We start from the raw sequence: 13,453 nt of genomic DNA, 5'->3' as shown, positions 1-13,453 counted from the left end.
TTTTTTTGTTTAAAACTGGATCTTGTTGCTGAGCTCTCCCACCCCTTCAATTGATACCGAAACAACATCATTGTTTTTCAGTGCCTTGGTACGGCCTGGGGTGCCCATATAAATGAGGTCTCCCGGCTTTAGCGTAAAGTACTGGCTTAAGTAGCTCACCACCTTAGCGGGGCTGTGAATCATGTTTTTGGTGGACTCTTGTTGTACCACCTTGCCATTCAAGCGTGTAGTAAGAATGACATTGTTGTAATCCACTCCACGGGTAATGGTGGCTCCTATTGGGCCAAATCCATCTGCCGCTTTTGACCGTAGCCATTGCAAGTCTCTGCCTTGCCAACCTCGCTCGGTAATATCGTTACCCACTGTCACACCAAAGATGGCATCACTGGCTTCGCTTTCCGTTACGTAGCGAATCTCTTTGCCTATGACCAAGACAAGCTCTCCTTCAAAGTGCACATTGCTGGCTCCTTTGGGCACCATGACGGGTTCGCCAGACAGCACTAAAGAAGAAGGGAGCTTGAGAAACAGTGGTGGTGGTTTGTTTGAGGGAGACGATAAATGGCTCGCAAAATTCATCCCCACCGCGAACACTTTCTCAGGCTCGACCGGCAAAAGTAATTTCACGTCACTTTGTTTAATAACTTGTGTAGAGAGGGTGAATTGACCGAAAAGGTCACCCTCGACGGGGTAGATGTTTTGTTCTTTTAGCTGTCCATAGCCCGTTTGCCCTTGATATTCATATCGAACAAACTGCTCACTCGCGGCAAAGGTGGTTGCAGCGAAACACAGTCCGCTGATCAATAAAATCCATTTCATAAGTACCCTCCTGAAGACGTTACCTCTACGCAAAAGCTAAGAGTCTCGATCATAGTTGAGTATTTAATTGGCGGAGGAGTATTCTCCTACTAATACCGTTATAGGGGTTTCGTCTATCAATTCGTTGACATCACCAAACGCGAGAATGGTTTGGTTTAGATCGTAAGATAAATAAAAGAATGCACTTATTATAAGCAGGACAGCGAGTAATATCCCTATTCCTTGCTTCAGCACAAAAGTGAAGCCTGTTTCATAACGCATAAGCATCTCAATCCTTTGAATTTGCTAATGAATACACGTTTGATCTTAAGCGTTTTTTTGTTGAAGGATTAGCGATGAAAAACGGTTTTGTGAGGTTTGAGGTGAACTTGAGTAAAAACTGAAGGCACAGTCACTATCGGTGCATCAAACAAGCCAGTTTGCGTGATCTGGATATATGCAAACTGGCCTATAAGTCCAAGATATTAATTAACTTCACTACCCTGCTGCAGGGTAAATGTTGTTTGCGGATCGATTTGAGAGAACAGTTTCTCTACCTGTTTTATGGCATCAATAGAGGTACTCGATTTACGATAACTCAAGTAAACAGGGCGTTTCCACTCTTCTATACCTTTCACCAAATGCAGTTGGCCCGCGGTTACAAACGGTTCTACCACTGATTTTGGCAAATAAGCCGTGCCGCCTTTCTCCAAAATGAAATCCAACGCGATTCGGCCTGTAGAGGTTCTTAAAAAAGGTGCTGGCGTTTTAGGATGACGCTCCGCGTGCTCTGAGGCGAAGCGAGTCCCCCAGTCCACATACACATAACCTTGAGAAAAAGCCGCTTCTGCAGAATTTGGTGAGGTAGAGACAAGCATCAACTCTAAATCCGCAACCTTGGTACTAAACAGTTCATCTGACTTTAATGGGTCAAAGACGAAGGCAATATCTAGGGTACGTTCCAGTAAGTTTCGGTTTAACTGCTCCCGCGACAGTGACTCCGCAATAAAGCCATATCCGGTAAACGAGTCGGTTATGACGCTCAAGCCATTTTGCAAGTAGGCGTCCCAAATGTTGGGCGTACCCGCAAGTGTTAACTGTAATGCCTTACCACTGTCCAAAGAGAGCTCAAACTTCGCTTGTTGTAGGGTGTTTACCATAACCTCGGCATACCCGATCAAGCGCTCCCCTGCACTGGTTAACTTAATGGCATTACGATCTCGAATAAACAGCGTGGTATCGAAATACGATTCAAGCTGCTTTATCCGAGCGCTCACGGCAGCCTGAGTAATATAAAGATTCTCAGATGCACGACCAAAGTGCCTCTCTTTAGCCACTTCTAAAAAGGTTTTAAATACCTTTACATCCATAACGTTACTCTCTCATTGGGCCCTTTGTGATTGGGGCTAGCACCTACTAAGGTCTGTTGACCTACACAATACCGCTAACAAATAGTCTAAGTACATAGGGTTATGCCGTAAAGTTGAAGTTATTTTCTACGACAAATATCCCTTATCTTGTCGATAAAAATTATTCGCTTACGTTCACGGGCAGATACGACTACATTGCGCACAAATTAACCGTAACTGTAGGAATCGAAACCATGCGTATTGCAATCTTATCTCGCAATGAATCTTTGTACTCCACTCGCCGCCTTAAAGAAGCAGGTGAAGCGAGAGGACACCAAGTAGATATTATTGATACTTTGCATTGTTATATGGACATTACTAGTAACAGTCCAAAGGTTCGCTACCAAGGTGAAGACCTGCCTCATTACGATGCGGTCATCCCAAGAATTGGTTCTTCGATTACCTTTTACGGGACAGCAGTGGTTCGTCAATTTGAGATGATGGGAACCTTTGCTGTTAACGAGTCTGTTGCTATCAGTCGTTCTCGCGACAAATTGCGTTCATTGCAATTGTTATCACGTAAAGGCATTGGTTTGCCGCGCACCGGGTTTGCAAGCAAGCCTGACAATATTCCTGACGTAATTAAGAACGTCGGTGGTGCTCCAGTGGTCATCAAGCTTCTGGAAGGAACTCAAGGCATTGGCGTTGTATTAGCAGAAACCAACAAGGCCGCAGAAAGCGTTATAGAAGCGTTTATGGGCCTAAAAGCGAACATCTTGGTTCAAGAGTTCATTGAAGAAGCTAAAGGCGCTGACATTCGTTGCTTCGTAGTCGGCAACAAAGTAATAGCAGCAATGAAACGACAAGCAGGTGAAGGCGAATTCCGCTCGAACTTGCACCGTGGTGGCACAGCGCAGCTGGTACGCTTGACCAAAGAAGAGCGCCAAACTGCAATCAATGCCGCTAAAGTGATGGGACTGAATGTGTGTGGTGTCGACATTCTACAATCTAAGAATGGCCCAGTGGTGATGGAAGTTAACTCTTCACCTGGCCTTGAAGGTATCGAAAAAGCAACTGAGAAAGACGTTGCGAGCATGATCTTCGACTTTATTGAAAAGAATGCCAAACCAAACGCAAACAAAACGAAAGGAAAAGGCTGATGAGCAAGGCACTTACTATTGCCGGTGTAGATATTCTGCCCGGTGAGCAATGCCAGATTGATGTACCCGTTGCCAAGCTGTATACCGATACAGAACTGTCGCTACCTGTACACATCCAGCGTGGTAAGCGCCAAGGGCCAACCGTGTTTGTCAGTGCCGCGGTTCATGGTGATGAGCTTAATGGTATTGAAATCATCAGGCGCCTTATCTCGGCTAACCTAAATGTCATTCGAGGCACCTTAATCTTGGTGCCTATGGTGAACGTTTATGGGGTGTTGAACCAAAGCCGTTATCTACCGGATCGCCGCGACCTCAACCGTAGCTTTCCTGGTTCAGAAAAAGGCTCAATGGCTGCGAGATTAGCGTATACCTTGATGGAGAATATCGTCAAGCACTGTGACTACGGCATTGACCTGCATACTGGAGCGATTCATCGCTCCAACTTGCCACAGATCCGTGCTGACCTTAGTGATGCAGAAACTAAAGACCTAGCAGAAACCTTTGGTGTGCCGGTGCTTCTAAACTCCGTATTGCGAGACGGTTCTCTGCGGGAGGCTGCAACGAGTAACAACACTCGAATCTTACTGTATGAAGCGGGGGAAGCATTGCGCTTTGATGACCTATCAATTAACGCAGGGTACCAAGGCGTGCAAAACGTATTGATGAAGCTAGGTTTGATTCGCAAGCGCCGAGTTAAACGCAAGATTGAGCCATTTATCGCTAACAAAAGCGAGTGGCTAAGAGCTAGCGGCAGTGGCTTCGTCAACGAGATGTTTGAGCTTGGAGAGCAAGTGATTAAAGGCCAAACTCTGGCCGAAATACACTCTCCACTGGGTGAGTTAATCCAAAAAGTGGTTTCTACACGTTCTGGAATCATTATTGGCAAACAGAACATTCCTTTGGTTCAAGAAGGCGATGCGATGTATCACATTGCTTACTTTGGACAAAATGATGATGGTGTTGCAGAGCATATAGAGCTTCTGCAAGACACTTTAGGTGAAAGTGATAATGGATAGATTGATAATCGGTAATCTTGAACTGTGTAGCTTGCCTGACTTAGGCATTGTTGATCTTGAAGTGCGAGTGGATACGGGTGCAAAAACCTCATCTTTGCATGCGGACAACATCCGTAAATTTCGCAAAAATGGTAAGCCATACGTGGAGTTTGATCTTCACCCAGATATCTACAATCTGGACAAAATCGTAACCTGTCAGGCTAAGGTCATCGATTCACGTAAGATCAAATCTTCAAACGGTGAAGCAGAACAACGCTGCGTGATTAAGACCACGTTCGGCATCGCGGGGCACAGTTGGCCAATCGAAGTAACGCTAACCAACCGCAAAGACATGTCGTACTTAATGCTGCTGGGTCGCGAAGGTATGGGAAACAAGGTATACGTTGACCCTAGCCGAGCATTTACCCTTGAGGTCGAAGAATAATCCTATTCTTCAACACAGACTGTTTATCTAACGATGAGCGAGGATAGCCCTTAGGTCTATCCTCGCTAACGGTTTAATCCCATCTAACGTTTAGAATCCTCAGCCTCTCAGTTACATTGCTTCCAATTTAGCGGCTTTAGGTAACTTGGTTACCTTCAAGTCGTCCAGAATCAGCAATACGCAAGGCACAATAATAGAAGCGAGCAATGTGGCAGAGACAAGCCCAAAAGCGATACTCGCTATCAATGGAACCAAAAACTGAGCTTGCGTGCTAGATTCGACTAATAACGGAAGCAAACCTGCAAATGTCGTCAGAGAAGTAATAAAAATGGCTCTAAATCGATCATGAACACCTTCACGACATGCGTCTAATAAGCTCATCCCATCTTCTCTATTTTGTTTGATAAAATTCACAAGCAAGATATTGTCATTCACCACAATACCCGCAAGAGTGGCAAAACCCACCAAACTTGGAATGGTCAGATCCAGTCCCATTCCCATATGTCCCCAAACTACCCCTATCCAACCCATAGGAATAGCTAGCAACACGGCGATCGGCTGCAGGTAACTTTCGAATAAGAAGGTAAGGATGAGATAAATCCCTATCAACCCCAATATGAAGAATGTTATCAGTGATGACCCAGTGTCTGCGCTCTCTCTATCTTGTCCTTGAGACACAAAACTAACGTCTGGGTATTTCTTCTTAGCATTAGGGACAAACTCACTATTAAACTTCAACATGATATCCCTAGCATTAGCGATACGTGTATTGATATCCCCCTGCACGGTCACTGTATTAACGCCATTGATTCGATTAATTCTGGAAAATGTTTGCACCTCCTTAAACGTCGCCACACTGGATAGCGGAACTAACGTGCCATTAGTGGCGGTAATCGTAAGGTCTTTTAATTCCTGTAAGCTTGCCTGATGCGTAAACTCATCCAACCTCACTGAAATATCGATGGTTTCTCCGTTTTGAAATACCGTTAGATCTGTGCTTCCCTTCACCGCACTACGAAGGTTTTGTGAGAGCAGGGAAGCATTTACTCCCATGACACCCGCTTCATCTTTCAAGCTCACCTGTATTTCTGTTCTTCCTGAACGCAGATCGCTCGACAAATTAAAGGTACCATCAAAGCCTTTTAACCACTTAATCAGCGAACGGCTCACTTTGTCTAGCTGCTCTAAAGAATCTCCCTGCACTCGAATATCAATCCCATTTCCAGCAAGGCCTCTTTCTTTGTCGGTAAACTTCATTGAAACCACATCGGGCAGGCTTCCTACCTTCTTCTTCCATTCCTGAACGAGAGACTTAATGCTCTGCTGTCTAAATTGAGCAGGCAGCAGATCGGCACTGACCGTCGCCATGTGAGGGCCGGATTCATTCGCATCAACATTGGTGTTGTACATGATCGTTTTGTTTTGTACTAAAGGCTCTGAATCGGGATATTTCTCGGCATACGCTTTACTAAGCTTATCTAAAGCATCAGACACCTTTGCTACAATCGTTTCTGTCTGAGACAACACACTTCCCTGCGGTAAAAGAATTCGAGCTTGCAAAACATCGCTTTCCAACGATGGCATTGCCTTGAATTTCAGGAGCCCTGCAGAGAGTGAAGCCGTCGAAACCATAACGATCATCATCAATATCCCGAGAGTGAAATACGGCGCTTTCATTGCCTTTACGGAAAGGGGCACAAATACCTTATCTCGCATCTTTTCAAAGGCCATAATAATCTTGTCCCGCATCGGACTGGATTTAGATGTAACGTGGCTATGAGCGAGGTGGGATGGAAGAATAAGAAAGGCTTCAATAAGACTCACTAATAATGTAATCAGCAAAATAATAGGGATATAGCGAAGCACTTCACCCATCTTTCCACTAAGGAACATCAATGGCCCTATTACCATGATAGTGGTTGCAAACGAAGCGAGCACGCCAGGTAAGACTTGTTTCGTACCGACAATCGCAGCTTCAATGGGAGGCAATCCTTTCTGTCTTTTCGCCGCAATATTCTCTGCAATGATCAAAGAGTCATCCATCAGCAAACCAATCGCGACAATTAGCCCAACCATTGTCATCATATTCAGGGTGTAACCTAAAAGATGCATAGTGAATATGGCACCAAGAAACGAAACGGGTAATCCCATGGTCACCCAAAAACTAAATCTGATATTGAAGAATGCCCATAACACAAGAAATGCTAACGCTAGACCTTGCACACCATTGCTGGTTAAAATTCTTAAACGCTCAGTGATGTTAATACTCGAGTCTTGAGTCACATGAAGTTCAATGCCCTGTGGAACTTGTTTTTTCTCATTCTCAATAATCTTTACCACGGCCTCTTTCACGTTCAGAGTATCTTGAAAGTACGTTTTAGATACTTGAAGAAGTGCCGCTCTTTGCCCTTGAAACTGAATGACATCTTCGTCAGATTCAAATTTCTGTTCTATCTTGGCAATATCTCCCAATCGTACTTGCGTTCCCAACTCACTGGATTTCACGATAACATTCTGAAAATCTTCGACTGTGCTACCCAGTTGGTCAAAACGAACACTAATCTCTTCCAGTTCATTGCTGAACACACCTGCAGGCGTACTAATGCTTTGTTGCTGAACTAGGTTTGAGAGATCTGAAATACTTAATCCATACTGCTTTAACTTCCATTGAGAGACTCTGACCTCTATCTCTTGATCAGAGAACCCACTGACAGTTACTTGTGCAATCAAGGGATTGGCTTTTAACTTCTGCTTTACTTTCTGAGCATACAAGTAGAGGTCTTGATCAGACATATTACCGATGATGGCCACACTGGCCACGCTTGCGACTCTATCCAGCTTAGCCACTGTGATTTGCTCTACTCGATCAGGAAAGTCATTAATTGCATTCACTTGTTGCTGAATATCTGTGGTCAATATATCAATATCTTCACCACTCTCAATTTCAGCATTGGCAATCGCTAGATTTTCTCTAGCGCCACACGATAGCTCCTTAATGCCACTGAGTTGATCAAGAGACTCCTCCAAGGGGTAGCACACTTCTTCCATGACCTCTGATGGCGACGCTCCGGGATAACTGATCCGAACCGCTATATCTTTTGTAGGAGTGATAGGGAAAGTGTCTTTTTGCAATTTTGGCAGAGCAAATGCACCTAACAACAAAATAGCAATCATCAATACATTGGCAGCTGTCGCATGTCGAGCAAAGTAAGCAATCATGATTTACCCTCACTTTTGCTGATCTTGTTCTCTTTAAACCCAACTTCTTTTTCAAGCCACTTTTCCATATTTGCATCTGGTATGGGTTTCAAAGCCATGCCTTCAACGGCAGGGACCAGCTTACTCAGCACTACAAGGTCATCAACGGCCACACCCGACTTAATCACGGCCACCTGCCCTTGCACAAAATCTATATCTACAGATTGCCGTGTTAATTTCCCATCTTTAACTATGTAAACCAAATCATTATGAATTGCGGTCACTGGGAGGACGATTTGATTCTTCATCACTGGAGCTTTAAGAGTAACCTTGATGAATGTATTGCGAATGAGCGGCGGTTTTTTCCCGGGAACGGCTTGTTGGTAGGGGGCATCAACCTCTACAACAATACTTTGGCTTTGAGTTTGTGTATCTATTTGCCCACCCGAACGACTCACCTTGCCATGCCATGAAATAACTTTGTCACCTGCTTTTAGTTCTAGAGTTGCTTGTAGATCTTTATGGACATCATGACTTAATGGATCCAGATTCGAAGCTCTTCGCAGTGGGCGCATTTTACCGAGAGGAAATTGAGCGCTGACCTCTACAGCTTCAATTCCATCAGCCTTAAGCATCAACTCACCTCTATTCACATATTCAGCCAATCCAACTTGCTTGTCGGTAATTCGAATATCAAAAGGCGCTTTTACTACAGTATTTACAAGGTCCCGCTTGGCCAATGCCAACTCAGTTTCTAATACCTTCTTCTGAGCTCGATTAATTGCTAGGCTATTTTTTAATGTCTGCAATTGCTGCTGGCTACCCAGTAACTCTCTCGTCGCTTTATCTTTTTCCGCGTTGGAAATGTGCCCCGTCTTGCTAAGTTTTACAGAGCGATCATATTCGGACTTCTGTACTAGAAAGTCTTTCTCTGCAATCTTTAACGACTCTAAAATAGTTTTGTCTGTGAGCTTAGACACTTCTATTTCAGCCTCCAATCGAGCGACTGTAAGCAAGTAAGAAGAAGGGTCAATATGCAGAATTTCACTCCCCTTGTTAATTATCTCGCCAGTTTCAAACCGCTCAGATACCCAAACTACAGCGCCATCTAATTCTGATTGAGCCTCCCACTCTTGGGAAGACTCTGTAAGACCATATCCAACCGCAGAAGGTTGAATATTACGAGGTATCACTTTTAGAACACGCACAGATTTCTTAGTAGTGGTTGTATTGGATTGTGGTGGTTCAGCCTTCATCGTCGGGGCCAATGCCAACATGACCACGCCCAATAAAACAGGAGGCAAAAATATCGCTCTTTGTACCCAACTATACCTAGCCATGATCACTCCCTTGCAGACTAAAATAAACATTAGACTTAACTAATATAAGGTTAGCATAACGTCGTTGTAGTGCCTCATGGCTGGTATGGGAATTTACTTAGCTTTACGTTTTAGGGGCAATAATTTGAAGTGGATTGCTTTTGAAGTGGGTTACGAAGTAGATTGCACTTGGAACACTGCAGGTACTTAATGTGCGACGATGAAAAAGTGCGCGTCGCACACTATTGAATATGTGATGTATTAGCCTGCCAGTAACTCTTCTGTTTTCATCAATAGACTCATTTTCGGAAACACTCTCTCACAGCTATGCTGATGACAAACAGGATCCATATCGGCGATGGCATCTTCGACAATCACCACGTTGTAATCTAACTCAAAGGCTTGCCTCGCTGTTGATTCAACCCCAACGCTGGTGGCAATGCCGGTGAGATAGACATGCGTAATCCCCTGCTCTTTAAGTTGCTCATCTAAACCCGTGTTAGTAAATGCGCCCCATGAGTATTTTGTTAGGTACTTGAATCTAGGTTTGTTGCCAAGGCGTTTAATCACGGAGCCCCAAACCGGCGCAGGTGACGCTTGAGCACTTTGGGATGCCTCTTGTTGCAACTGCGTGAGTCCTTTTGCTCGGCCTGCCACGTTAACAATAAAAACAGGTAGCTCAGCTCGTTCGAATGCCTCACATAGAGCGGTACTGTTCTCAATGACTGCCGTTGCTACTTCTGCTGGCACCTTATCAACAATACCTTCTTGTAGGTCGATGACGATCAGGGCTGAATGCTCGGTTATGTTCATGCTCGGTGCCTTATTGCTAATCTCTTTTCAAATCAGAATACACCCAGTGCGTGCTTTTTGTCTTCGGAACATTTGTGCGGGTTATCTTTAGCGTCCTATTTCGGTGCAGGTGCACCAAACAAAAATCTCGCAATTACCATCTAGAAACACTTTAACTACAGTCCGTTTCAAAGCAAATCTTGACTCTTTAAAAGCACACATAACTTGGCATACTTTTCACTTAAATAAATGAAATAGAGAGACTTTTAGTAGAAATGGCATCGATTGTGCAATGGGTTAGTTATATCCATTTAGTTCCAGAGGACGCCATGAAAAAACTTACCACCGCTCTAATCATTTCATCTCTATTTAGCTTGAATGCCATTGCCCAAGAACTGCCTAATATCACCATCTTAGGGACGGGCGGCACCATTGCCGGCTCTGCAGAAAAATCAACCGATGTGACCGGCTATAAAGCAGGAGAGATTGCGGTATCGACTCTTATTGAAGCGGTACCTCAAATTGTCGATGTAGCTAACGTAGACGGTATTCAAGTTGCCAATACCAGCAGCTCAAATATCGATAGTAAGATATTGCTTGAGATGGCAAACACAGCCAACTCTTTATTGCAAAACGATACCTCAGGCGTGGTCATTACCCACGGCACGGATACCACTGAAGAAACGGCCTTCTTCATGGATCTAGTCAATCAAACTGACAAGCCTATTGTTGTGGTTGGTGCTATGCGCCCAGCAACGGCTATTAGTGCTGATGGCCCAATGAACCTATTGAATGCGGTTAAGTTAGCTTCTAATGAGAATGCTTATGGAAGAGGCACTATGGTGCTTTTGAACGATAACATTGGCGCGGCTTACTACACCTCTAAAACAAGCTCTATCTCTCTAGATACCTTCAAGGCACATGATCAAGGCTTCTTGGGAACCTTCGCAGGAGGTGAGCCTAAGTTCTATTACGAGCCAGCAAAAGTCATGGGTAAGCCAACATTTGATGTGTCTAAATTAGAGACCTTGCCGAAAGTGGATATCGTATACAGCTACCAAAATATGGGACCAGAGATCATTGATGCCATTGTAGAGTCTGGAGCAGACGGCATTGTGGTTGCGGGCAGTGGTAATGGCTCGGTTCCTTCTGCGGTTCGAGAGAGAATTAGCCAACTAAACGAAGACGGTTACCCAGTAGTGCTTTCTACACGCACAGGCTCTGGTTTCGTTACGGCTAAATCACACGCTATCGGTTCTGGAGTACTAAACCCTCAAAAAGCACGCATCATGCTAATGCTTGCCCTAACCGAAACTCAAGATGTGAAAGAGTTGCCGGTTTACTTTGGCACACAAAGCTAGCTTTTATAGAAGAAACTCACCAACCCTAGGTTTACAGCTAGGGTTGGTTTCCTAAACTTTCCCCAACTATTCGACAAACCATGATGTTCCTAACAGAGTCGCTACCCTAGCGCTTGAAGGGTACATCGATTAAATTATTCAATTAGCTCAAATACCCACGACTTCAAAGAATTAATTTAGAGCTACTGATATATTCCTGCTAAACAACCTACAGGAAGTATCAAATTGAAAAAAGTGATTACCACTCTCATTGTAGTCAGCGCTCTAACTGCCTGTGCCAATGAGAACGCGCCAAAGCCACAGGAGCCTGTGTGTGCAGAGACGATTGGTCTGGTTAAAGAAACCAACAATTACTCTACTGACTATTATGTTGAGAACAGAAGTAACGAGAAGCTAGCTAAGGGCCTAGTAGAGGTGCGCTATCGACCAGATTCAGACAGTGGTCTCTCAGCGGTACAACGATTCCAGTTTGAGCTAGAGCCTGGTGAGAAAAAGTTACTCAGTACTTGGGAAGAAAAAGCGTACCCGAAAGGAAGCTTTTTACGTTGTGGATACGAGAAATAGAAGCCAAATAAAGACTAGTCTCTCGTTTCAAAAATGATTAGCTTCTCTCAGATTTCGATACTCATAGCATGATTAATCCCATACAGGGGTGATGAAAAAGGTGACATCGATTATCCTAGTTACCATGCATAATGAATACGACGGCTGCCTTATGGTTGCCGTTATTGTTTAAGAGGATATATGGACGTTACCTTTACAAGAGTCACCAACCCGAAGCAAATAGATATCGTTGTCGACCTAGCCAATATCATATGGACTGAGCATTACACCCCCATCATAGGGGCGGAGCAAGTGCACTATATGCTCACTCACATCCACTCTCCTGCGACAATCGCTACAGAAGTAAAAGATAGCAATATTCACTATTACCTCATTCACAAAGACGGTAAACCTGCGGGCTATGTGGGCGTAAAGCTACAACCAGAGCAACTGTTTTTAAGCAAGATTTACGTGCTTTCTAGTGAGCGAGGCAATGGGATTGGCGCACTATCGATTAACTTTATCAAGGACTTAGCCAAGTCGAACAATTTGAATAAGGTCTTTCTCACCGTCAATAAATACAACGCCCACTCCATTGCTGCCTATCAGCGCATCGGCTTTGAAATAACGGAAGAGATCGTTGCGGATATTGGAGGCGGTTATGTCATGGATGATTATAAGATGGAGCTAAACCTCTAGGGTCTGTTGACCTTTTGCAATAAAACCGAAATAAACAGCCACTACTATCAGCGTACGCTGAGGAATAACTATGCCCTCATAATATCAATCGTCAAAGAGAACAAAAAATGGCAAAGCCCTTATATGTATTTGATATGGACGAAACGCTAATCAATGGCGATTGTGCAATGATCTGGAATGAATTTCTCCTAGAGAAAGGCGTAGTGCAAGACCCTAGCTTTTTGGCAGAAGATCAGCGACTGATGGAGCTTTACTCTCAAGGAAGACTTGATATGGACGAGTACCTTGAGTTTGCAATAGCACCGCTGCTACACCTGTCAAAAAAGGACGTTGATGCTTTGGTTGATGAATGTGTAGAGACTCATATCTTGAGTAGACAGTTTGACGAGTCTAAGACTTTGATACAGCAACTAGAGGCCGATGGCATCGATATGCTGATCATCTCAGCCACAGTGACATTTGTAGTAGAAGCTGTTGCCAAACGCATTGGTATTAAGCACAGCTTAGGCATTGATCTTGCGGAAAAAAACGATAGATATACAGCAAAAATAGAAGGTGTGCCTAGCTATAGAGAAGGTAAGGTGACGCGCCTTGAGCAGTGGTTATCTCAAAGCAAGCAGGCCTACTCAACCATTCATTTCTATACAGATTCGATCAATGACCTCGCTCTGTGTGAGCACGCCGACTACGCCTATCTAATCAATCCTTGCCCTAGCCTCGCAGCTTTGCCCAAGCGAGACAACTGGACAACTCTCAGCTGGAACTAGCCTGGGCACAAACAAAAACCCCAAGCGCTA

The 13,453-nt window shown here is 44.3% G+C and carries 12 protein-coding genes; 7 read left to right on the top strand and 5 right to left on the bottom strand.

What is annotated here, in order from left to right:
* Positions 1–9: 9 nt before the first annotated feature.
* Both OCU35_RS13625 and OCU35_RS13620 read right to left on the bottom strand, forming a co-directional pair.
* Positions 10–816, bottom strand: coding sequence for a fumarylacetoacetate hydrolase family protein (locus OCU35_RS13625; protein ID WP_261826280.1), 807 nt, complete (start codon positions 814–816; stop codon positions 10–12).
* Positions 817–1,280: 464 nt separating this feature from the next.
* A complete protein-coding gene (locus OCU35_RS13620; protein ID WP_102360049.1) occupies positions 1,281–2,165 on the bottom strand; it encodes a LysR family transcriptional regulator in 885 nt (294 codons plus the stop codon).
* Positions 2,166–2,398: 233 nt separating this feature from the next.
* On the opposite strand from OCU35_RS13620, the gene rimK reads away from it, so the two are divergent.
* Genes rimK through OCU35_RS13605 form a run of 3 tightly spaced genes read left to right on the top strand, consistent with a single transcriptional unit; the run spans position 2,399 to position 4,744 of the window.
* The gene (gene rimK, locus OCU35_RS13615) at positions 2,399–3,304 is read left to right on the top strand and encodes a 30S ribosomal protein S6--L-glutamate ligase (protein WP_017030173.1); all 906 of its coding nucleotides are present in this window, start codon (positions 2,399–2,401) and stop codon (positions 3,302–3,304) included.
* Positions 3,304–4,320 carry a succinylglutamate desuccinylase/aspartoacylase family protein gene (locus tag OCU35_RS13610; protein WP_102472233.1) on the top strand — a complete coding sequence of 339 codons (1,017 nt, stop codon included), beginning with the start codon at positions 3,304–3,306 and terminating at the stop codon, positions 4,318–4,320. The genes rimK and OCU35_RS13610 overlap by 1 nt, the downstream gene beginning before the upstream one ends.
* Complete coding sequence (locus OCU35_RS13605) at positions 4,313–4,744, top strand: ATP-dependent zinc protease family protein (protein WP_017030171.1); 432 nt, start codon at positions 4,313–4,315, stop codon at positions 4,742–4,744. The genes OCU35_RS13610 and OCU35_RS13605 overlap by 8 nt, the downstream gene beginning before the upstream one ends.
* A 111-nt stretch (positions 4,745–4,855) precedes the next feature.
* Here the strand turns inward: OCU35_RS13605 and OCU35_RS13600 are convergent, their stop codons facing one another.
* From OCU35_RS13600 to OCU35_RS13590, 3 genes are all read right to left on the bottom strand, one after another.
* On the bottom strand, positions 4,856–7,963 hold the full coding sequence (locus OCU35_RS13600; RefSeq protein ID WP_261826279.1) for an efflux RND transporter permease subunit: 3,108 nt from the start codon (positions 7,961–7,963) through the stop codon (positions 4,856–4,858).
* On the bottom strand, positions 7,960–9,282 hold the full coding sequence (locus OCU35_RS13595; protein WP_102490119.1) for an efflux RND transporter periplasmic adaptor subunit: 1,323 nt from the start codon (positions 9,280–9,282) through the stop codon (positions 7,960–7,962). Before OCU35_RS13595 ends, OCU35_RS13600 begins: the two co-directional genes overlap by 4 nt.
* A 240-nt stretch (positions 9,283–9,522) precedes the next feature.
* Positions 9,523–10,074: an isochorismatase family cysteine hydrolase gene (locus OCU35_RS13590; protein WP_261826278.1), complete on the bottom strand. Its 552-nt coding sequence runs from the start codon at positions 10,072–10,074 to the stop codon at positions 9,523–9,525.
* Positions 10,075–10,382: 308 nt separating this feature from the next.
* Here OCU35_RS13590 and OCU35_RS13585 point away from each other — a divergent pair, with 308 nt between their 5' ends.
* The 4 genes from OCU35_RS13585 (at position 10,383) to OCU35_RS13570 (ending at position 13,423) form a co-directional block, all read left to right on the top strand.
* A complete protein-coding gene (locus OCU35_RS13585) occupies positions 10,383–11,414 on the top strand; it encodes a type II asparaginase (RefSeq protein WP_261826277.1) in 1,032 nt (343 codons plus the stop codon).
* 234 nt (positions 11,415–11,648) lie between these two features.
* Positions 11,649–11,978 (top strand): hypothetical protein, encoded by a 330-nt coding sequence (locus tag OCU35_RS13580; RefSeq protein WP_261826572.1) that lies wholly within the window; start codon positions 11,649–11,651, stop codon positions 11,976–11,978.
* 180 nt (positions 11,979–12,158) lie between these two features.
* Positions 12,159–12,656, top strand: a complete 498-nt coding sequence (locus OCU35_RS13575) for a GNAT family N-acetyltransferase (protein WP_261826276.1) — start codon at positions 12,159–12,161, stop codon at positions 12,654–12,656.
* A 107-nt stretch (positions 12,657–12,763) separates the two neighbouring features.
* Positions 12,764–13,423: an HAD family hydrolase gene (locus OCU35_RS13570; RefSeq protein ID WP_261826275.1), complete on the top strand. Its 660-nt coding sequence runs from the start codon at positions 12,764–12,766 to the stop codon at positions 13,421–13,423.
* Positions 13,424–13,453 lie beyond the last annotated feature (30 nt).

The sequence above is a fragment of the Vibrio breoganii genome (assembly GCF_024346795.1).
GTDB lineage: Bacteria > Pseudomonadota > Gammaproteobacteria > Enterobacterales > Vibrionaceae > Vibrio > Vibrio breoganii.
This window is presented reverse-complemented; position numbering and strand designations above follow the sequence as displayed.

What these genes read in the sequence shown, in the direction of transcription:
- OCU35_RS13600 (WP_261826279.1), bottom strand. Translation starts at nt 7,963, where the DNA reads ATGATTGCTTACTTTGCTCGACATGCGACAGCTGCCAATGTATTGATG.
- OCU35_RS13585 (WP_261826277.1), top strand. Translation starts at nt 10,383, where the DNA reads ATGAAAAAACTTACCACCGCTCTAATCATTTCATCTCTATTTAGCTTG.
- OCU35_RS13625 (WP_261826280.1), bottom strand. Translation starts at nt 816, where the DNA reads ATGAAATGGATTTTATTGATCAGCGGACTGTGTTTCGCTGCAACCACC.
- OCU35_RS13605 (WP_017030171.1), top strand. Translation starts at nt 4,313, where the DNA reads ATGGATAGATTGATAATCGGTAATCTTGAACTGTGTAGCTTGCCTGAC.
- OCU35_RS13595 (WP_102490119.1), bottom strand. Translation starts at nt 9,282, where the DNA reads ATGGCTAGGTATAGTTGGGTACAAAGAGCGATATTTTTGCCTCCTGTT.
- OCU35_RS13575 (WP_261826276.1), top strand. Translation starts at nt 12,159, where the DNA reads ATGGACGTTACCTTTACAAGAGTCACCAACCCGAAGCAAATAGATATC.
- rimK (WP_017030173.1), top strand. Translation starts at nt 2,399, where the DNA reads ATGCGTATTGCAATCTTATCTCGCAATGAATCTTTGTACTCCACTCGC.
- OCU35_RS13590 (WP_261826278.1), bottom strand. Translation starts at nt 10,074, where the DNA reads ATGAACATAACCGAGCATTCAGCCCTGATCGTCATCGACCTACAAGAA.
- OCU35_RS13610 (WP_102472233.1), top strand. Translation starts at nt 3,304, where the DNA reads ATGAGCAAGGCACTTACTATTGCCGGTGTAGATATTCTGCCCGGTGAG.
- OCU35_RS13620 (WP_102360049.1), bottom strand. Translation starts at nt 2,165, where the DNA reads ATGGATGTAAAGGTATTTAAAACCTTTTTAGAAGTGGCTAAAGAGAGG.
- OCU35_RS13570 (WP_261826275.1), top strand. Translation starts at nt 12,764, where the DNA reads ATGGCAAAGCCCTTATATGTATTTGATATGGACGAAACGCTAATCAAT.